Source organism: Streptomyces sp. NBC_00690 (assembly GCF_036226685.1).
Taxonomy (GTDB): Bacteria; Actinomycetota; Actinomycetes; order Streptomycetales; family Streptomycetaceae; genus Streptomyces.
The window spans coordinates 166683-185498 of sequence record NZ_CP109010.1; the positions used below are offsets into that span (position 1 = coordinate 166683).

An 18816-nucleotide genomic window follows, 5' to 3' on the forward strand; every position below is an offset into this window, starting at 1 on the left:
GCGCAAGCTCCTGCCTGACCAGACCCGTCCGCGCTCCTCCGGCGCGGATAATTGGATCTTCATGAATCCTTAACCTCCTCGTTGCGTGTGCACCACAAGTGCAGGCACCACGCGAACGTACCCAGGAGGAAAAGAGACAGAATCTGCCCCAATCAGCCACACACCCCGGCGTACCTCACAGACAACACACAGGAGCTTGACCGTTTCGTAATCAACAGCCAACCCCCGTACCCGAGCTACGCACAATTCATGCGCACACCAACGCACCTGATGAAGCCCCCTCACACCCACACCGCACAACAAACAACCACTGGGATGAGCAACGATGCAGGGGTTCACGAAGTCGGAATGGCCTTGGCTCCTCGTTCCTGTCGAACCGCAACGACAAGTCGAGATCATCGACAGTGTCGATGCCTTCGTGATCGGATCCGGTGGGCCATGAGTAAGGGGTGCAGGGAAGTCGGCACGACCGCTTGGGAGCGCAGTTCATGACCTTGGCCGGCAGTGCCTCGATCCAGACAGATGCCCTGGCCTGGCGACATCGCAGCGCCTTGCATGCCCTCGCGCTGCGAAACGATCGACTGTCGGGCGGCTACTGCACAGCGCTAGAACAGCGTTCCGTTGCGTCGACAGCTCTCTCGTGCCCGTAGCGGCCTCATCCGTGTTCGGCTCGTCGGGGTTCACGGGAGTGGAGACCTCTTCAGTGGTTGTTTGTTGTGCGGTGTGGGTGTGAGGGGGCTTCATCAGGTGCGTTGGTGTGCGCATGAATTGTGCGTAGCTCGGGTACGGGGGTTGGCTGTTGATTACGAAACGGTCAAGCTCCTGTGTGTTGTCTGTGAGGTACGCCGGGGTGTGTGGCTGATTGGGGCAGATTCTGTCTCTTTTCCTCCTGGGTACGTTCGCGTGGTGCCTGCACTTGTGGTGCACACGCAACGAGGAGGTTAAGGATTCATGAAGATCCAATTATCCGCGCCGGAGGAGCGCGGACGGGTCTGGTCAGGCAGGAGCTTGCGCTATATAGCAGGCGGCCTTGCCTTGGCCTTGAGTGTCACCTTGCTTGATGGCGCGAGTTCCGCGGTCGCGGCTCCCTCTCAGGCAGCTGCTGCACCAAAGAAGCCAACTGTGACGCAAGCAGCGGATATCCCATCGGCGCGAGTAGCAGCGCGGCTGTCAGGCAAGCGGGTGGAGGCGCTCTCTGAGCGTACGGAGACGTCGACGACGTGGGTAAACAAGAATGGCTCGCTTACTACTGAGTTGAGCGCGGGGCCTGTGCGGTTCCGAGAGGAGGGCAGTGACGACTGGCGGGATGTCGATCTGGCCCTGGTCGGTGGTTCTGATGGTTCGGTTGCACCCAAAGCTCACCCTCAAGGTCTGCGGTTAGCTGGCAGGAGCGGGGTTCCGGCGGCTTCCCTCAGAGCTGCTCAGTCCTCCAAGGCTGCTGACCTCGTGACCCTCGGCGAGGGCGATCGCCAGATCACGTTGCAGTGGAAGGGGGGACTGCCCGCGCCGAAGCTGCGTGGTACCCGTGCCGAATACGAGAATGCGGTCCCCGGTGCTGACGTCGTGGTGGAGGCTACCCGAACCGGGTTCGAGCAGTTTGTCGAGATTAAGCAGCGTCCTGCGGGTTCTGGGTACACGTACACCATGCCGCTGCGGGCCAAGGGCTTGAAAGTAAAGCAGCAGCCTGACGGCAGTGTGCGGTTCACCGATGGTAAGAACAAGACGCATGCGGTGATGCCCGCACCAGTGATGTGGGATGCCACCGTCGACAAGGCGTCAGGGGAACACACCCGGCGCGCCAGGGTCGACATGAAAGTGGTCCCAGTCAAGGGCGGCGTCAATCTCGTCGTCACTCCAGACGCGGCTTTCCTCGCTGACCCGAAGACCAGCTACCCGGTGACAGTGGATCCGTCCACCTCGGCGTTGGGTAACGTGTTCGACACCTATGTGCAGCAGGGCGAGACGGTCGACTGGTCGGCGGACACCGAGCTGGACCTGGGTAATCCGGGGACAACGAACCCGAACGGGACACCGCGTACCGCCCGTTCGTTCATCTCCTGGAACACCGCCCCGATTCGGGACGCATTGGTGACGAACGCGCAGCTGTCGCTGTGGAACTTCCACTCCGGCAATACTGCCTGCACCAGCCAGCCGTGGGAGGTGTGGTCCGCGGGTGCCTCGTCGACCGCTTCACGTTGGACCGCGCAGCCGGCGTGGACGGCGAAGAAGGCCACCTCGTCCGAGACCCGTGGCAATGCGGCGTGCACGTCCACTCCGGACGGCTGGATCAACGCGGATGTGTCTACGTTGGTGCAGGAATGGGCATCTGCGCTGGCCACCCGCGGTCATATGGGTCTGAGGGCGACCAGCGAGACCGACACCGCGCAGTGGAAGCGGATCAACTCCGCCAACGCCGCCTCGAATCCGCCGAAGCTTACGGTGACGTACAACTACCGACCACGTACGGGCACGAAGCAAGAGGCAGGCCCCCCGTATTTCTCCTACGGTGGCGCATACACCGTGAACACGCTCACCCCCACCCTGCGGGACACCTTCATCGACGCAAACGGTGACAAGGTCAACGGCACTTTCCAGATCTTTGACTCGGTCACCAATACGCAGGTCGGCAGTGTGATCGTGTCGCCGTATGTGCCGTCCGGGAAGGTCGCCTCGGTCACGGTGCCCGCTGGGGTGCTCACCCATGGCAAGACCTACAAGTTCCGTACGAACCCGTACGACGGAGTGCACTACAACCTGGGCTGGTCGGCCTGGAAGACCTTCGTCGTCGACACCGCGGCGCCGTCTGCCCCCACTGCTGTTGCCTCCACGGACTACCCGTCGAACGCCTGGGTCAAGGGCGAGGGCCAGGCCGGGGTGTTCAACGTGACTCCGCCAGCGGCGGATCACAACTGGCTCGAGTGGTCCTTGGACGGTGCTGCCTGGACGAAGGTCGGCACCGGGGGCGCCTCCGGTGTGAAGGCGATCTCTATTACTCCGCCCAAGGACGGTAGCCACACCCTGCAGGTGAGAGCGGTCGACAAGGCTGACAACAAGTCCGAGCCGGTCGACTACACCTTCCACGCAGGCCCCGGCGGTTTCATCCAGCCCAGTAGCGGTGAACGCACCGCCCGCCGGCTGCCGCTGGTAGCCGAAGCCGACGCCGGTACCTACAATGCCGTTTCCTTCTCCTGGCGCCGTTCGGCAGCCGATTCCTGGACGCAGATCCCCGCAGGGGACGTCACCTCCGGCGGTACGGCGCTGACTGCGTGGCCGGTCGCCATGACCAGTGGCAAGAACGCACCGCTGGTATGGAACACCACGGACACGGTCAATCCGGACGGCACCATCCAGATCAAGGCCGACTTCACCGGTCCGAGCTCCGCCACAGGATCCACCCAGCCGCTGGCGGTGGTCGTCGACCGCAACGCCAGCGGAGCCGCGGTCGAGGAGGTGGGACCCGGTTCCGTGAACCTACTGACAGGCGACCATTCCATCTCCGCCACCGATGTCTCTTCTTTGGGACTGTCGGTCTCCCGCACATCTTCCTCTCGTGAGCCGCAGAAGGGCAGCGGCCAGGAAGGCCAGGCCGCGATCTTCGGCAAGGAGTGGGTATCAGGTACCGCTGCCGAGGCGACCGAGTCGGAGTACACCCACATCCGCAAGGTCTCCAACACCGCGGTCGACGTCGTGATGGCCGCTGGTGACTCCATCCATTTCACCGCGAACGCCGCGCAGACGAGCTGGATACCTGAACCCGGCGCTGAGGACCTCACCCTCACCGGAAGCGTCACCGGATCGTTCACCCTCACCGATACCGGCGGCACGGTCACGGTCTTCACCAAACCGGACCCGGCTGTAACAACATGGCAGGTCTCCACCAGCTTGCTGGACGGCCTGACCAACTCCACCACCACCGTGGTCTCCGAGACCGTGACCGTGGGCAGCGAGACACTGGCCCGTCCCAAGCGGGTCATAGCGGCCACCTCCGCCGCAAGCGCGTCGACTTGCACCGCGACGCCCACGACGAAGGGCTGCCGGGCACTGGAATTCGTCTACGCGACCTCCACGACCGCAAGCGGGTCCACCCTCGGCGACTACACCGGGCAGGTCAAGGAACTCCGCCAGTGGTCCACCGAGCCCGGCGCCACCGCAGCGACACACAAAACCGTGCAGACATACGCATACGACGACAGCGGCCGCCTGCGCCAGACATGGAACCCCCTGATCACCCCAGCGTTGAAGACCGAGTACACCTACGACTCCGCCGGACGGGTCATCACCCTCACCCCTCCCGGTGAATTGCCCTGGACCCTCACCTACGGCCAGGCAGGTGCCGCAGCCACCGCCGGCCCTGGCATGCTCCTCAAGGCGTCCCGTCCAGGCCTCCAACAGGGAACCACCGACGTGGAGCAAGGTATCGCGGCCACATCAGTGGTTTACGACGTACCGCTCACCGGCGCCAAAGCCCCCTACGTCATGGGCACTACCCAAGTAAAGACGTGGGGCCAGGCCGAAGCACCGACCGACGCGACAGCTGTCTTCCCTGCGGACGAAGTCCCGGCGAGCCACTCGGGTGACGCGCTGACCGCCTCCGCATACACCCGCGCCGACATCACCTACCTGGGCGTATCGGGGCGCACAGCCAACACGGCAACACCCGGTGGGCACATCACCACCACCGAATACGACCGTTTCGGCAACACCATCCGCGAACTGTCCGCTTCGAACCGGGCCTTGGCCCTCGGGACCAGCCCAGCCCACAACGCGACCCGCGCAGAGCTCGGCATTGCCTCCCTGACCACTGGGGAACGGGCGGACCTCTTGTCCACCACATCGCTCTACAACGAGAGCGGCACCCGTGAACGAGAAGAATTCGGACCACTACGCCGTGTCGACCTGACTGCCGACCTCAAATCCGGTGCCACCACCCTGGTATCGGCCGGCACGTCGGTCTCCGCCCGCACTTGGACGGTCAACGAGTACGACCAAGGACGCCCGACCGACGGCACAGCGAAAGTCAAGGACCAGATCACCCGAGTCACCACAGGCGCCCAGGTTCGTGAACACCCCAGCATCCAGGGCGAGAACCGAGTAATCCAGACCGTCTACGACTGGGCCAAGGGTGTCCCGACCCAGACAGTGAAGGACCCAGGCGGGCTGGCGATCACTGAGACCACCGAGTACGACGGCCAGGGCCGCATCACCAAGCAGATACCCCCAGGTGCCACCGGCACCGACGCGAGCACACGAGTAACCGCCTACTGGTCCGCCACCGGCACCGGCACCTGCAACGGCCGCCCGGAATGGGCCGATCTCCTCTGCTCGACCAGCCCCGCCGGCGCGATCACCGGCGGAGGATCCCACCCGGCGAACCTGCCCACCACCACGACCGAATACGACCGATGGGGCAACACAACCCAGGTCACCGAGACAGCCAACGGCACCACCCGGACCACCACCACCGCCCACGACACCGCCGGCCGCCAGACCACGTCCACCATCACCGGCGGCCTCGGCCAGGCAGTACCCACATCGACCACCGGATACGACCCCGCCACGGGCCAAGCGGTGACAGCGACCTCGCCCACCGGCGGAACCATCACCGAAGCATTCGACAAACTCGGCCGACAAATCTCCTACACCAACGCCGACGGCGGGACAACAACCACCGAGTACGACCTGCTCAACCGGCGGGTGAAAATCAGCGACAACGTCCCTTCCAGCGTGACGATCCACTACAACCACACCACCGAACCCCGCGGCCTCGCCACGAAGACCACCGACTCCATCGCCGGCGACTTCCAGGCCACCTACGACGCCGACGGCTCCGTCACCAGCGAGAAGCTACCCGGCGGCTACACCCTCACCACCACCGAGGACACCACCGGCGCAACAGTCGAGCGCACCTACACCCGCGACAGCGACAGCGCCATCGTCGTGTCCGACACAGCGACCGAGTCCATCCACGGCCAAGTCACCGCCCACGCCGGATGGTCCGACCAGAACTACCACTACGACGCAACCGGCCGACTGACCCTCACCGAAGACACCACCGACACCGTCTGCACCCGACGCACATACACCTTCGACAACCGCACCAACCGCACCAACCTGAACACCAACGCGGGTCCCCCAGGAACCGACTGCCCCACCACCGCAGGCACCACCACCAGCCACACCTACGACAGCGCCGACAGACTCACCGACACCGGCTACACCTACGACAACCTCGGCCGGACCACAACCCTCCCCGGCAGCACCATCGGCTACTACGCCAACGACCTCGTACACCAGCAAACCGCAGGCACCAACCGCCAAACCTGGCAACTCGACGCCAACCGACGCTTCCGATCCTTCACCACCGAAACCGGCAGCGGCTCCACCTGGACCCAAACCGCATCAAAGATCAACCACTACGCCAGCGACAACGACAACCCCCGCTGGATCACCGAGAACACCACCACCGGCACACTCACCCGCAACATCGAATCCACCACCGGAGACCTCGCCGCCACCACCAACAAAACCGGCGACACCACCCTCCACCTCACCACCATCCACGGCGACATCGCCCTCCAACTCCCCCTCGACACCAGCAAACCCCCCACAGCCCTCGACAATGACGAATACGGCAACCCCCGCACCAACCAACCCACCACCCGCTACAACTGGCTCGGCGCCAAACAACGCTCCACCGAAACCCCCACCAGCCTCACCCTCATGGGCGCCCGCCTCTACAACCCCCACACCGGACGCTTCCTCACCACCGACCCCATCCCCGGAGGCGGCGACAACCGCTACAGCTACCCCGGCGACCCCATCAACCAACACGACCTCGACGGACAACGATGGGGCTTCATCAGGAAAGCGGGTGGATGGCTACGGAGCGGCTGGAACAAGGCCAGGTCAGGATGGAACAAGACCAGGTACGTCGCCAGGAACACTCGGGTGAAGTGCATGTGGCCATACAATAACGGGGGAGGAGGATGCCACCTCTCCTGGAAGGGCAAGCAGAAGCTTCGGGTTGACGTACACCCGGTAAGGGACAAACAGGGCAATCGCAAATGGTACTCGTGGTGGCCTCACTACCATCGATCCCCGGGAATGAAGCGCCACCGCCCCTGGGACCGCGCATACAACAACAAGGGGAAGCCTTTGCCTTGGTGGAAGCGGTTCTAGCAACACTGACACACAGCAACACCTGATGGCGCTATAAACGAGCACCATCCTCTAAGAGCGTCCCAGTGGCCACACTGGGACGCTCTCCTAAATGGAGATCGCCATGTCGCAACTGACCCCACCTTTCACCTACATCGATGACGACGGAATTGCATACGAATATGACTCTCTTGAACTCCTCGAATCAGATGTGGAATTCGCGAGCGACTTCGACAATCCGTACCACTGCACTGACTCCGAAGGCCATCGTGTCAGGCTTATCGTGTGGGGCATGAAAGCACTCTTGGCCCAGCCCGTACCCCAAGAGTTCACACGTCAAGGCATCACCGTACGGGCCGCTAAAAACGTCGACAGAGAGGCACTAATCGAAATATTCGCCGACCAACCACTTCGCACACTCGTCCGCAAGGCATCTTCGGAATGGACACCGGTGCTGCCGGAATCTCTCGATACCGAAGAGTTTGCAACCTCCAGTCAGAACGTGGCACCTGAAGAGTTCGACAAGATCTGGATGGAAGCCACAACACGTAAAAAGGGCAAGAACTAGCAGCGGCGTTGCCTGCCTGGAGCCGATCCCAGCCTTCTTGGCAGCATCCAAGTCCATCTAATCTCGCGGACCTTCACTGCTCTATCGCGTCGACGACATCCTACGGAAGATGCCTCTGGGCTACTTAGGTGAGTGCAAAGGACGTGCGCCCGCCCTGCCTCCACCTGAGCGGCTGGAGGCGGGGGGGCCGGCGCGCATTCAGATGCACACACGAACCGCCTCCTACAAACCAGAGTTTGTAAGAGGCGGTGAGGGTTGCCGCTAGTGCTCGGTTCCTCAAACGGTGGGTACGTATCCGGGTGGCGGATCGGTGGTTGGGGCGGGGTGTTGGGTGATGGTCTTACGTGCACGACAGGACGGTACGACAGGCGAGCGAGACATGGTCCTGCGGCTGGCGAGATCGAGGAAGGCTCCGAAGGACCTGGCGATGCGGGCGCGGATGGTCGAGCTGAGCTGGGCCGGGGAGACCGTGCCGACGATCGCGTACGAGCTGTGCTGCGGCGAGAAGACCGTGCGGCGCTGGCTGCACCGCTTCAACCAGTCCGGTCTGGAGGGTCTGGAGGACCTCGGGGGCCAAGGCCGGAAACGGCGGATCACCGAGAGGGAACGGTCAGAGGTCATCGGTCTGGTGAAGTCGCCGCCTCCGGGGCGGCTGACGGTGCAACCGGGCGGGGACCTGGAAGCGGCGGATGAGTCGGGGCCGCCGGAGTGGACGCTTGACACCCTCGCCGCGGTCGCCCGTCAGGAGGGAATCAGGGTGAGCCGGTCCCAGGTCAGACGGATCCTGCTCGCCGAGGGTGTGCGCTGGCGCCGCACCAGGTCCTGGACTCGGTCAAAGGATCCGGACTTCGAGGGAAAAGGACGCGGATCATCGGCCTGTACACCTGCCCGCCCGCCGGCGCGACGGTCATCTGCGCCGACGAGCTCGGGCCGGTGATCCCACGAACCTTTCCACCGGCGCCGAGCGGTCGCCGGACGGCCATCGCATCAAGTCCGAGGTCGATTACAGCCGCGGTCCCGAGAAGACCTGGGTCTACGGCGGGCTGCGTGTCAGGGACGGGCATCAGGTGACCATGACGGCGCCCTCCCGTAACAGCGTCTTCTACCAGCAGTTCCGGCAACTGCTGGTAGAAGGCCAACCCGGCGGGTGTCATCTACGTGATCACGGACAATCTGTCTTCCCACAACAGCCTGTCCACCCGGACCTGGCTGAAGGACCACCCCCGCGTCCGTCACGTCTTCATCCCCGTCGGCGCCTGCTGGCTGAACCTCCAAGAAGGCTGGTGGCGCATCTTCCGCAAAGCCGCCCTCGCCGGCAAGTCCTTCGCAGGCCCACCACAGATCGATCAGGCCACCCGTCTCGCAACAGCCCAGCTCAACGACCGTGCCCAACCGTGGGTATGGGGCAGACCACCACCTCCAGCCCGTCGATTACGACGCCGCTATGTGTACACCGTTTGAGGAACCGAGCACTAGGTCGTCACACTCCTCGCGAGCACCACGTGAAGTGCTCTTCACGAATCCGATGTCTCATGAGACAGGGACCCACGGCGCCCTCGGACGTTATCGATTTCACCCAGTCGTGGACCATCGGAGGTCACCCAGCCGGCACCTGAGCCGAGAGTCGACGATTCTCCGCCCCAGGGCGGGAGGGCATGGGTCCTGCTCCCGAGGTCCGTCGGCTCGGTCAGACAGGGGCGACGTCTAGGTACTTTGCCTGGTCAAGTGCTTTAGGAACCCTTCTGCCCTCTTCCCCTCGGTCGGGCCCCAGACAAGCGACCAGACGGCGGGGTCAACGCCACGGGCGACGGGGGCCAGCGCATCGAGTGTCCTCACTACACATTCGGTTCGCAGGTGGACCTTTCCGCCGACGTACGCGCGGTCTATCTCTTCCTTTCCGTCTTCTTCGTCAGCGTCCCGGAACTTCTGCAGAAAGCCTTGCGTGCGCAGCTCTCCGTTCTGGTGGGTGAGCAGGTGCCGTAGTTCCCTGGCCCACTTCACCTCGGCAATGTTCACCTCGTTCTTGAGTACTGCGTGGGCTTTGACGAGGGTTCCCCAGCTCGGTGACTCGAAGCCTTTCGTGACCAGGCGGAGCCTGCGCTCTTTGGCCGTCGACCGTGACCTGGTACTGGTCCAGCACCTCCTGCAGAGCCTGCTCCAGGTACACCTCGAACGCGGTCACGCCGGCTTTGAGCACCGAGGCTTCGGTCATCCAGGCGTAGGAGCTGGGCCAGAGTCCGTCGACGGCATCGTCGAACATGTCGGCGTGCTCGTCCCCGTAGTGTCGGTCCGGATCGAAGACTGCGTTCGCTGACTCCTCGGCCTCTTTACAGGTTCGGTCGTAGGCCGCGCTGGACCACTCTGCAGAGAGCCGCAGGTAGGCAAGATTCTCCGCGTCGGTGTGCCGCCAGGCATTAAACGCCTGGCTGACGGTGCCGCCGACCTCGTTCCATGTCATGGTGCGAGAGTAGAGACGTCACCTCCTGCGCTCACAACAGCTTTCCAGCCTGGCCGCCGGTCATGATCGGGATGCCATGAACGATCGCCCGGCTTCACGTCAGGACTCCTTGGCTAATGAATGTGTGCCGTCCGATTGCGAGATCTCGGGCGATACGTCGGGGGCTGGCGGTCAGGTTCGGGTAGTGAGGCAGGATTGTTGAACAGTCCGTGGTCGACGGGTGTCGCCGGAACTATGGTCTAGACGCGCGGGTTGAGGCCGTCGGGGTCGAGGGAGGCGGCAGAGCCGCGGAGCTGGTCATGGTCATCTCTGATGCGGTCGGGGTGCGGAGGGGGGCGGCGTCGGGTCACCAGGGACTTCGGGTGGTGTCCGGGTGGTCGCAGGTGTCGCAGCGGGCCTCGTCGGGGTCGCCGCCGAGGTGGACCGCGAGGAGGTCGGCCGGGCTGGCGACCCGGGTCCACAAGGGGCCGTCGCAGCCGTCCGCGCAGGATTCCTGAAGCCTGGCCTGCCAGCCGTGGTCGAACGGGTCGCCCTCATCGCGGCGGCGGAGGAGAAGTTCGCGTCCGGCGACGGCGAGGAGCATGTGCTCGGGGACGGGGTGGAGGCGGCTGCGGCCAGGCCGTCACGGAAAACGGCGCGGAACTCGGCCCACATGTCGGCCGGGGTGTTCGCGGTGCCTGCGCGTTCCAGGAGCATCCGCAGCAGGTCCAGCTCGGTGACGTCGTGGACCTGCACGAAGAGCCCTCTCGCAGCAGCTCCGCGTGGGCGGGGATGTTCTGGTGCTGACGGGCGATCACGTCGTCGGGCACCTGTCGCGCCGGGGGCCGGACGTGCTGGCGGGCCTGGCAGACGGTCAGCGGAGTGCTGACGAGAAGCGCGACCGCCGGCATCTTGTGGGCGCGGGCCCGGTCCACCAGAGCGATCCGGTGGGTGCTGGTGGCATCCACGACGGTCGGCAGCCGATTGCCCAGACGGCCCGCGAGGACCGCGTGGAAAACGGTCAACGCCGGAGCCGTCGCTGCCTGGTCGCCCGCGTAGCCGGCCACCCGGGCGCGGCAGCCGTCGGGGGACAGCCCGCAGGAAGTCCAAGCGATGGAAGTACGAGTTGAGGTGGACGTCGTAGGCGAAGGTCGGTGAGAGAAGGTACGGCGTGCTGTCGGGAATGCCCAGGTCATCCAGCCATCGCTCCCACTCCGCAGGGGGAAGGCGCAGGTAGCCAGCTGGCTCTGCCGAGTCAGACAGATCTCTACTGGTGAAGTGGGTTGGCCAGGTTCCAGGCCGCAACAGTTACGGACCGTACGGCATTGCTGTCAATGGCTCGGCGCACAAGTGGTTGGAAACCGTCCGGACATGGTCGATGCCCGGCGGGCGGATCGTAGATCAAGCCAAGGTGACGTGCATGCCGCCCTCGGTCAGGACCTCGAGGACCACGCCGAACAGGTCGTAGGGCTGGCCGTCAGGTGCCAGGGTCTGGGAGAGGTGATCGCGTGCGGTCGCAGCGTCTCGCCAGAGCAGCGTTGCGGGGGCGGTGTAGCCGAAGGTGCCACGCAGGCAGTCATTGACTGCGGCAAGACAGCCGCCGAAGTAGCCCCCCGCCCCGTTCACCGCCTCGCCGAGCGCCAGGTAGAGGCCCGGTTCGTCGGTGACGTGTCGGCCGTCGAGTTCGTAGGCGTAACCAGCCGGCCGGTCACGGTGGGTGCGCTGGCAGGCCCGCTCTCGGACGAGGTCGAGCCAGGCTCCGCGGCGCCGGGTGTCGAGGCCGACCCAGACACCCTGGGTGTCCGGCGGTCCGGTGAACCACCGCTCCCAGATGGGCCGGGCGTATTCGGGAACGGGCGTGAAGAGCTCTCCGTCGAGCTCCAGGTCGATCCGGTCCGTCCCGTAGGAGGATGGGCGCCAGGCGCTGACTCTGGCCCAGAGCAGGCGTTCGGTGAGCGGCTCGCCCTGGTCGTCCTGTATCTCCAAGGCGGCCTGCTCCAGGTCCAGCGCCCGCCGGGTGCCCTTCATCAGTGCTGCCCGCAGGTGATCACCCTGGGTGAGCCCCCGCAGGACGAGCGGGGGCGCCGACTGTTCGGGCGGCAGGACGCGGGCGAATTCTCGGCAGGATCCCAGCCATCGGTGCCCGTCGTGCACGCGAACTCGGCCCCTGTGTCCCTCGGGTGGGCCTTCGTAGTCGTCCAGGCCGGTGAGTACGAGACTGTCTGTGCCCAGGGGTTGGCCTACGCTTTCCGCGTCCTCCAGCAGCCAGGGATCGAGCGTCTCATCGTCCGGCACCAGCCACACTCGGTTGCCGATCCAACCGCGCTCTTCTGCCTGTGGAACCCAGCCGAACAGCTCGTAGGTCCCCCGCTGGGGCTCCCCGAACAGCCCTTCCACCTCGGCGCAGACGCCCCAGGCATGCCCGTGTTCCTCATCAGCCAGCGTGTATCGCGCGCGCCTGCGATGGCCCTCGTCTTCATGCACGGTGGGAATCATGCCGGGACCAGGTTTCCATGGCGAAGGTATTTCTCGCGTAGTGCCTCAAGTCAGCTGGTCATTGACCACCTGTACACAAGCGATGTAGGAGCGGATCGGCTGGTCGACCGCGGCGAAGACGCTGTGGGAGGTGTCGGGGCCGACTGCAGGCGCGGGACGGCGGTAAGCAGTTGGTGCAGCGCGTCGGCCAGGACGTCGCTCGCGCCGTCCAGCAGGATCAGGACCACGCAGATCCCGGTGAGTCCGAGCGCGATCTTCACCCAGTTCGCCATACCGTGCCAGCCGAGTTCGGGGCTCGGTGCAGGTCCTCCCAGCGGCAAGTCGACGGGTTCGCGGATTCTCGGGGTGGAGTCGCGGGGAACCGGAGGGGGACGTGGCGCCCGCTGGCGGAGTAGCCGGCGGGTTCGGCCTTCGTACTGGTAGGCGTCTGTGATCGGGCGACCGGTAATTGATGGCTCGTGCACCTTCTGACTACTGTGAGTTTCCGTCGGGGGTGGGGCGGCCTCGGGTAGGGCTTTGTGTTGCGGTGTCGGGATCGATGCCTTGGCGCCGTAGCAGCGCGCGGACCCTCTCCCACCGCTCAGCGGGCAACTCCCACCCGATCGCCGATCCGGTGTCACTCGCGGAGAAGGAGACTCCTGATCCCGTCGCCCCCCAGATCTCTGCCGAGATGGTGTGCGGCACGAGGGTGATGAACCATTCGCGCTGCCGTTCGTCCGTCAAGTCCAGGACAACGGCGGTCTCCCCTTCCCGGGCGCCCGTCGCGTCGGCGATGGCGGTGAGGGCGGCCTGGGCATCCGAAGGCCAGGGAAGGTCAGAGATGAGATCAATGTCCGCCGAGGCCGCGTCAGGTGCGACCTCCCGTATCCACTTCTTCAACCACTGCCCGTGCTGTTTCGGGGGTGGTGCCTTCTAGGAGAAAGAGGTCAAGCGGACGTGGCCTCTGGCCATCGCGGCTTCCGAGAGACCGGGCGAAATCGGTGAGTGTGCGCGTGAGTGAGTGTTTGGCGGACACGAGCTGTTGTCTCCTCTGGAGGTGCTTGCGCGGATCGTTTCATCGGGAACAGCACGGCTATATCCTGTTCGGCCAGTGCCTCCGTGATCGCGGCAATGTCCACCAGTGCCCGTCCAGAAGTGGCTCCAACACGCCGTGGTGAACCTATCCATCCGAGGGCGGACGGTGGTGACGACGCGCTCTTCGTCGTGAGCGCCGTGGTAGGTGCCGACCCAGTCGCCGTAGCCACCGCAAGGGAGGTCGGTTCATCGCGTCGTCGCCTCCTGCTGCTGGTTGATGAGCGTGAGGGCTGCGATCGCGGTGTCGGCCAGGGTGCTGACAGACGCCGACGAGGATCAGCACACTGAGCACATGCGATATGAAACGAGAGCCGAGAGAGCCAGGCTCAAGGGCGTGAAGGCCCTCATCTCGCTGGCCATCCTCGTGGCCTCACCAGCGTTACTGGTAGCCGGAGCACCGATCCGCCGCCGTTACCTCCGGTACATCTACCGTGATGAAGCGCCGCAGATCCACGACAAGGAACGCGGCCAGGTCAGCGCCCACTACTTCGTGGTCGCTCACCCTCTTCTTGAGTGGCTCTGCTGGCCCACAGAGGCATTCGCCCACCTCATCGAACGCCGAGGTTAGACGACTAGCTGAGGAGAATGCCGACTCCTCGTCGCTGTGTGTAGGAGCACGTCGTTGCGCGCGTCCTTCGTTTTCGTACCGAGGTGTCGAGCACCGGGAAGGTCAAGGGGTTGGAGGTTGAGCTCCGCTGACGTTTCGCCCCTGAACGCGGAAAGGCCCCTGTCCGTGCCTCGGAAGGCGCGGGCAGGGGCTCGGTCTACCAAGTGGTCCGGATGTTCTTTCCGGACTACCTGGAGGACTTGGCGGTGAGGAGTGCGAGGGCTGCGGTTGCGGTTTCGGTCAGGGTGGTGAAGACGGGTACGCCGTGGCGTTGGGCGACGTAGATGAGGTATCTGTTCCGCTCGGGGTTGGGGCAGTCGGGCGGGCATCCGAGCACGGCCTTGCCCGTGCTGACATCGAGGCCGAATTCGACGTTGGTGGTGAAGCCGGGCATGTGTGTGAGGTCGCGGGGGATCCAGAAGAGGATTGCGTCGGCCGACGCGCGGGCTTCAGTTTCCCAGTCGACCTGATCGTCGTAGTGGGCGGCTCGTACGCCGCCGCGGGACTCGGGGGAGAGCACAGTGAGCGGCTGCGGCCCGGTCCACTGGGCGGCGAGTTCGGTGGTGGCGGCGGGGCGCCAGGATTCGACGGGTCCGCCGAGTCGTGGGGTGGGGCCGGCCAGAAACACGGACGGGCCGTGGGCGGGCAGGGGTTCGCGGGCCATGACGATGTAGATGTTGTTCAACGGGTGTGTCCGTTCTGATTGGTGGCGCGGGCGGCTTGCTGAGGGGTCCAGGGAAGCGGCAGGCCGTCCCCGGCCGCGCGAGGAACAACATGCAGGTGCAGATGGAATTGGGTCTGGGTCGCGGCGGCGCCGCGGCTGGTGATGACGTTGGCGGCGGGGAGTTCAGCGGCGAGTTCGGCGGCGCGGGCCATGGTCGCGGCGGAGATGGCCGGGTTGGTGCCGACGTCGGCGACGTGTTCGCGGGGGATCACCAGGAGGTGGCCGTCGTTCACACCACCGGAGCGGGGGCGGATCGCGATGGCGTCGGGCCATTCCCGGACCACGTCGGCCGGTGTGGTGCCTGCGGCGATGTCGCAGAAGGCGCAGTTCATGGGGTGACCTCCGGGTTGAGGTGGGGGAGTTGGAGGAGGACCTGGTCGACGAGGTCCTGGGGCGGGCGCCACGGTCCGAGCTGGCCGCTCAGCCACGGGATTGGCAGCGCGAGTTCGTGGACGTCGGTGAGGACCAGGTGGTGGGCGTCGGGCTGCGCCCAGGGTGAGTGGCGACGAGCGGGTCACGCAGCGGGGCCCGCTCGGTGGCCTGCCCGGCGTGCAGAAGTACGAGGCCACGCCAGGACCAGGAGACCGACGATTCTCCACGTCCTTCCCGGCGAGGATGGAGGTCGTCCAGGGCTGGCGGATCGTGATGCCGCGAATCCAGGTGCCCGGATCGGCGGCGGTGTCGGTGCAGTGCTTGGTGTCCAATAGCTGGCCTCCGCAAGGGCTTGGTGGTGCGAGGGGTACGAGTTCGGAGAGAGCGCTGCGCGAGGAGCAGGAGTTCCCGGTTGCGGCGCTGTTGCTCGGGGGTGGTCGGGCGGGCCTGCGCCCCGTAGCGGTGCCAGAGCGGGGAGGCGGGCGGCTCGGGGTAGGCGAGGGCGAGGGCGGTGCTGCTCATGTGGCTCGACCCGGGGGCTGCGGTGCCGGGGTGTCCAGCGCGGCGGCCGTTGATGGAGGGCGTGGTGGCGTGCCTCGGTTCGGCGATGACGGCGTGGCCGGTGTGCTTGCCCTCGTATATCGCGGCGTCGGCGGCCCGCTGGAGCACGCTCAGGTCCGTCGTGCCGAGGGTGTCGGGGGAGGCGGCGCCGACCGAGACGGCGACGTCGACCGGCCCGGCGTCGGTGGTGACCGGAGCGGCCAGGAGCCGGATCAGCTGAGTAAGGCGCAGTTGGCGGTGGCGGGGGTTCCGATGAGGGTGAGGACGGTGAACTCGTCGCCTCCGAGGCGGCCGACGAGGCTGCGGGGGCTGCCCAGTCGGTGAGGCGGGCGGTGGTTTCGGCGAGGACGCGGTCACCGACGGCGTGGCCGAGGCGGTCGTTGATCTGCTTGAAGTGGTCGAGGTCGGAAACGCGTGGGTTCGCGGATTCCGGGAGCGGAGAGATGACGAACCCACTCGCCTGTCAGCCTTGGAGGCGGTGTCGGAAGCGGGTTCGGTGCGGGGCATTGGGGGTGACCGGTCGTGGCCGAGGATGATGCGGGAATGAATGATCAGGTTCCCGCTGTAATTCCAGCGCTGGTGTTCGATCGGGAGTACGTACCCGTGCTCGTCGGCGGCTCGGTAGTACCCAGGCGCTTCACGGTGGGCGGTGCCAGTGTCGTCATAGGCCCGGCCGGAATGGTGATCATCGCGGAAGCGACTGACGCACCCGCCAAAAGCGGTGTGTGGAACGCTGAGGAGGTCCGCTTGATCGGGCCCGCACCGGCGCCGGTCACAGAGCGACTCATGGGGGCGCCCTGGGGTGTGGACGAAGGCTCGTTGCCAATCCACATCGCGGTCCGCGTCAGAGGTGAAGTTCTGTACCTGGGCACCGCCCAGGTGAGCCAGGCCGGCACCTCCGATGGCGTTCTCACCGACTGTGAACTGCGCTTTGAAGCACCCTTGAGCAGAGAACTCCTCAACCGAGTGCGCCCACCACTTCCACCTGAGCACTTGCCGGACTTGGAGTGGCTGGGGAATGTGAACGGTGACCGTGCGGCAGCTCTTGAGCAGTTCGTCACCGGCTGGTACCCGACCGCAGGCGCCACCGAATCGCCTACCAGCAACTCCGCGTCACGCCTTCCCGGTGGACTGAGACAGCTGTACCGGCTCGCGAAGCAGCGGCCGGGTGCCCTCGGAATCCAGAACAGGATCCTGCCCGAGCCAGACCTGCACACCGACCATCTCGGGGAGATGCTCGTCTTCGGCGTCGAGAACCAAGGAGGCTTCTTCTGGTCACTCCTGTGGACGCCTAAGGGACCTGAAGCCGATCCGACTGTCTGGTTCCGTGAATTCGACGAGGAGCCGATCGCCGAACAGGAACCGCTCAGCGGCTTCCTGATCCAGTTCTCCCTCTTCGAGGCATCCATGGGCGCCGAATACCTCGCCCTGCCCCGCAAACTCACTGCACCACAGGTCGAGCAACTCACGGAAGCGCTGCACCTTGTGCCCCTGCGTCCCTTCTGGCCCTGGGCACCCACCCACTTCTACGTGGCCCCCGGCCTCGTCATGCATGTCAGCAGCGAGGACGGCGAAGCATTCGATGTCTGGGCTGGTGCCACCCACCGAAGCGCCCTGGACCCGCTGGCCGGCCTCCCTATCGACTGGACCCGCTTCGATGGCTGATTGTCCCAGGAGACCAGCTGACGGTCCGCCGTGGTGATCACCTCAGTTGCCGGGTGGTCAACGGGGGTAGTCGGGCCGTCCGCTCCGGGTACGCCGCAGCGACGTAGCGCATGGCGGTCTGAGCGGTGATCCCGAAGAGCCGCATCAGCTTGAGGGGATCACCGGTGCAGATGAGGACGACGGCCTGGTCGTGGTGGCGGTCGAGGGGCCGCTGCGCCCGGGGCGTCCAGTTCTCGCGGCGCAGGGCTCCGGTGAGCCGGTCCCGGCCGGCGGCGGCTAGGCGGCGGCGCAGCCGGATCGCGTCGGCGACGGCCAGGGCGAGCGGGATGGCGGCTGCGGTCAGCAGTGCGGCGGGGGACTGCGTATGACGGCGGTGGCGGGCGTGATGGAGCTCCCTCTCCGCCTTTCGGGGCGGGGGATTGGTGAAGAGGCGCACCCTGTTGCTGTGGTAGGCGGTGGGTGCGCCTCTTCGTCGTGTACGGGGTGGTGGTCTGCCCGGTTAGAGCCAGGCGGTGACGCAGGTACGGGGCTTGGGCCGGGGGTGCGGTTGTTCACCACGGGGGGCTGGCGGCGAGGAGGTCATCGCAGTGGTCGCAGACGGGCTCGTCGGGGGCGCCGCCGAGGTGGGCGTCGAGGAGGTCGGCCGGGCTGGTGACCTGGGTCCACAGGGCGCCGTCGCAGCCGTCCGGGCAGGGCTCGGGGAGGCGGGCCTGCCAGCAGTGGTCGAACGGGTCGCCGTCGCCTTGGTGGCGGAGGTGGAGTTCGCGTCCGGCGATGGCGAGGAGCAGGTGCCCGGGGACAGGGTGAGGGGAGATTGCGGCGGCCAGGTCGTCGCCGAAGACGGTCCGGAACGCGGCCAGCAGACCGTCGGAGCCTGCGTCAGCGCCCGCGCGTTCCAGGAGCAGGCGCAGCAGGTCCAGCGTCGTGCCGTCGTGGGCGAAGCCCTCCCGCAGCAGTTGGCGGTGTGGGGGATGCTCTGGTGCTGGCGGGCGATCACGTCGGCGGGCACCTGCCGTGCCGGGGGCCGTGTGTGTTGGCGGGCCTGGCAGACGGTGAGCGGGGTGCGGACGACGAGCGCAACCGCCGGGATGTTGTGGGCACGGGCCCGGTCCACCAGGGCGATCCGATGGGGCTCGTGAGTGCTGGTGGCGTTC

The 18816-nt window shown here is 65.8% G+C and carries 14 protein-coding genes and 3 pseudogenes; 6 read left to right on the top strand and 11 right to left on the bottom strand.

What is annotated here, in order from left to right; translation table 11 throughout:
- The first annotated feature begins 1041 nt into the window (after positions 1 to 1041).
- The 4 genes and pseudogenes from OID54_RS38280 to OID54_RS39345 all read left to right on the top strand — a co-directional run bounded on the left by OID54_RS38280 (position 1042) and on the right by OID54_RS39345 (position 9187).
- Positions 1042 to 7179: an RHS repeat-associated core domain-containing protein gene (locus OID54_RS38280; protein WP_329028456.1), complete on the top strand. Its 6138-nt coding sequence runs from the start codon at positions 1042 to 1044 to the stop codon at positions 7177 to 7179.
- Positions 7180 to 7270: 91 nt separating this feature from the next.
- The gene (locus tag OID54_RS38285; RefSeq protein WP_329028197.1) at positions 7271 to 7726 is read left to right on the top strand and encodes a hypothetical protein; all 456 of its coding nucleotides are present in this window, start codon (positions 7271 to 7273) and stop codon (positions 7724 to 7726) included.
- Positions 7727 to 8060: 334 nt separating this feature from the next.
- On the top strand, positions 8061 to 8663 hold the full coding sequence (locus OID54_RS38290; RefSeq protein ID WP_329028198.1) for a helix-turn-helix domain-containing protein: 603 nt from the start codon (positions 8061 to 8063) through the stop codon (positions 8661 to 8663).
- Positions 8660 to 9187 (top strand): annotated as a pseudogene (locus OID54_RS39345) (transposase). The gene OID54_RS38290 and the pseudogene OID54_RS39345 overlap by 4 nt, the downstream one beginning before the upstream one ends.
- Positions 9188 to 9635: 448 nt before the next feature.
- Here the strand turns inward: OID54_RS39345 and OID54_RS38300 are convergent.
- The 5 genes from OID54_RS38300 to OID54_RS38320 form a co-directional block, all read right to left on the bottom strand.
- Positions 9636 to 10184 (bottom strand): hypothetical protein, encoded by a 549-nt coding sequence (locus OID54_RS38300; RefSeq protein ID WP_329028201.1) that lies wholly within the window; start codon positions 10182 to 10184, stop codon positions 9636 to 9638.
- A gap of 346 nt (positions 10185 to 10530) precedes the next feature.
- A complete protein-coding gene (locus tag OID54_RS38305; RefSeq protein WP_329028203.1) occupies positions 10531 to 10767 on the bottom strand; it encodes a hypothetical protein in 237 nt (78 codons plus the stop codon).
- The gene (locus OID54_RS38310) at positions 10718 to 11359 is read right to left on the bottom strand and encodes an AAA family ATPase (protein WP_329028205.1); all 642 of its coding nucleotides are present in this window, start codon (positions 11357 to 11359) and stop codon (positions 10718 to 10720) included. Before OID54_RS38310 ends, OID54_RS38305 begins: the two co-directional genes overlap by 50 nt.
- A gap of 205 nt (positions 11360 to 11564) precedes the next feature.
- Positions 11565 to 12659: a barstar family protein gene (locus OID54_RS38315; protein WP_329028207.1), complete on the bottom strand. Its 1095-nt coding sequence runs from the start codon at positions 12657 to 12659 to the stop codon at positions 11565 to 11567.
- 471 nt (positions 12660 to 13130) lie between these two features.
- Positions 13131 to 13538, bottom strand: coding sequence for a hypothetical protein (locus OID54_RS38320; RefSeq protein ID WP_329028210.1), 408 nt, complete (start codon positions 13536 to 13538; stop codon positions 13131 to 13133).
- A gap of 487 nt (positions 13539 to 14025) precedes the next feature.
- Here OID54_RS38320 and OID54_RS38325 point away from each other — a divergent pair, with 487 nt between their 5' ends.
- Positions 14026 to 14301 (top strand): hypothetical protein, encoded by a 276-nt coding sequence (locus tag OID54_RS38325; RefSeq protein WP_329028212.1) that lies wholly within the window; start codon positions 14026 to 14028, stop codon positions 14299 to 14301.
- Between the two features lie 226 nt (positions 14302 to 14527).
- On the opposite strand, the gene OID54_RS38330 is transcribed toward OID54_RS38325, so the two are convergent.
- The 4 genes and pseudogenes from OID54_RS38330 to OID54_RS38345 form a co-directional block, all read right to left on the bottom strand.
- Positions 14528 to 15004 carry a nucleoside 2-deoxyribosyltransferase domain-containing protein gene (locus OID54_RS38330; protein WP_443055834.1) on the bottom strand — a complete coding sequence of 159 codons (477 nt, stop codon included), beginning with the start codon at positions 15002 to 15004 and terminating at the stop codon, positions 14528 to 14530.
- 17 nt (positions 15005 to 15021) lie between these two features.
- Positions 15022 to 15396: an HIT family protein gene (locus tag OID54_RS38335; protein ID WP_329028215.1), complete on the bottom strand. Its 375-nt coding sequence runs from the start codon at positions 15394 to 15396 to the stop codon at positions 15022 to 15024.
- A pseudogene (locus tag OID54_RS38340) lies at positions 15393 to 15768 on the bottom strand (hypothetical protein). Before OID54_RS38340 ends, OID54_RS38335 begins: the two are co-directional and overlap by 4 nt.
- Positions 15769 to 16349: 581 nt before the next feature.
- A pseudogene (locus OID54_RS38345) lies at positions 16350 to 16442 on the bottom strand (diguanylate cyclase domain-containing protein); the annotation flags it as partial.
- A gap of 98 nt (positions 16443 to 16540) precedes the next feature.
- On the opposite strand from OID54_RS38345, the gene OID54_RS38350 reads away from it, so the two are divergent.
- Complete coding sequence (locus tag OID54_RS38350) at positions 16541 to 17662, top strand: hypothetical protein (protein WP_329028217.1); 1122 nt, start codon at positions 16541 to 16543, stop codon at positions 17660 to 17662.
- A gap of 37 nt (positions 17663 to 17699) precedes the next feature.
- Here OID54_RS38350 and OID54_RS38355 read toward each other — a convergent pair whose 3' ends face one another.
- The gene (locus OID54_RS38355; RefSeq protein WP_329028218.1) at positions 17700 to 18098 is read right to left on the bottom strand and encodes a hypothetical protein; all 399 of its coding nucleotides are present in this window, start codon (positions 18096 to 18098) and stop codon (positions 17700 to 17702) included.
- A gap of 63 nt (positions 18099 to 18161) precedes the next feature.
- Entirely contained in the window at positions 18162 to 18776 is a 615-nt protein-coding gene (locus OID54_RS38360; RefSeq protein ID WP_329028458.1) for a hypothetical protein, read from the bottom strand.
- Between the last annotated feature and the right edge of the window lie 40 nt (positions 18777 to 18816).

Coding starts and splice junctions, on each gene's coding strand:
- OID54_RS38285 (WP_329028197.1), top strand. CDS start 7,271: ATGGAGATCGCCATGTCGCAACTGACCCCACCTTTCACCTACATCGAT.
- OID54_RS38290 (WP_329028198.1), top strand. CDS start 8,061: ATGGTCTTACGTGCACGACAGGACGGTACGACAGGCGAGCGAGACATG.
- OID54_RS38300 (WP_329028201.1), bottom strand. CDS start 10,184: ATGACATGGAACGAGGTCGGCGGCACCGTCAGCCAGGCGTTTAATGCC.
- OID54_RS38305 (WP_329028203.1), bottom strand. CDS start 10,767: ATGCTCCTCGCCGTCGCCGGACGCGAACTTCTCCTCCGCCGCCGCGAT.
- OID54_RS38310 (WP_329028205.1), bottom strand. CDS start 11,359: ATGACCTGGGCATTCCCGACAGCACGCCGTACCTTCTCTCACCGACCT.
- OID54_RS38315 (WP_329028207.1), bottom strand. CDS start 12,659: ATGATTCCCACCGTGCATGAAGACGAGGGCCATCGCAGGCGCGCGCGA.
- OID54_RS38325 (WP_329028212.1), top strand. CDS start 14,026: ATGCGATATGAAACGAGAGCCGAGAGAGCCAGGCTCAAGGGCGTGAAG.
- OID54_RS38330 (WP_443055834.1), bottom strand. CDS start 15,004: ATGGCCCGCGAACCCCTGCCCGCCCACGGCCCGTCCGTGTTTCTGGCC.
- OID54_RS38335 (WP_329028215.1), bottom strand. CDS start 15,396: ATGAACTGCGCCTTCTGCGACATCGCCGCAGGCACCACACCGGCCGAC.
- OID54_RS38350 (WP_329028217.1), top strand. CDS start 16,541: ATGAATGATCAGGTTCCCGCTGTAATTCCAGCGCTGGTGTTCGATCGG.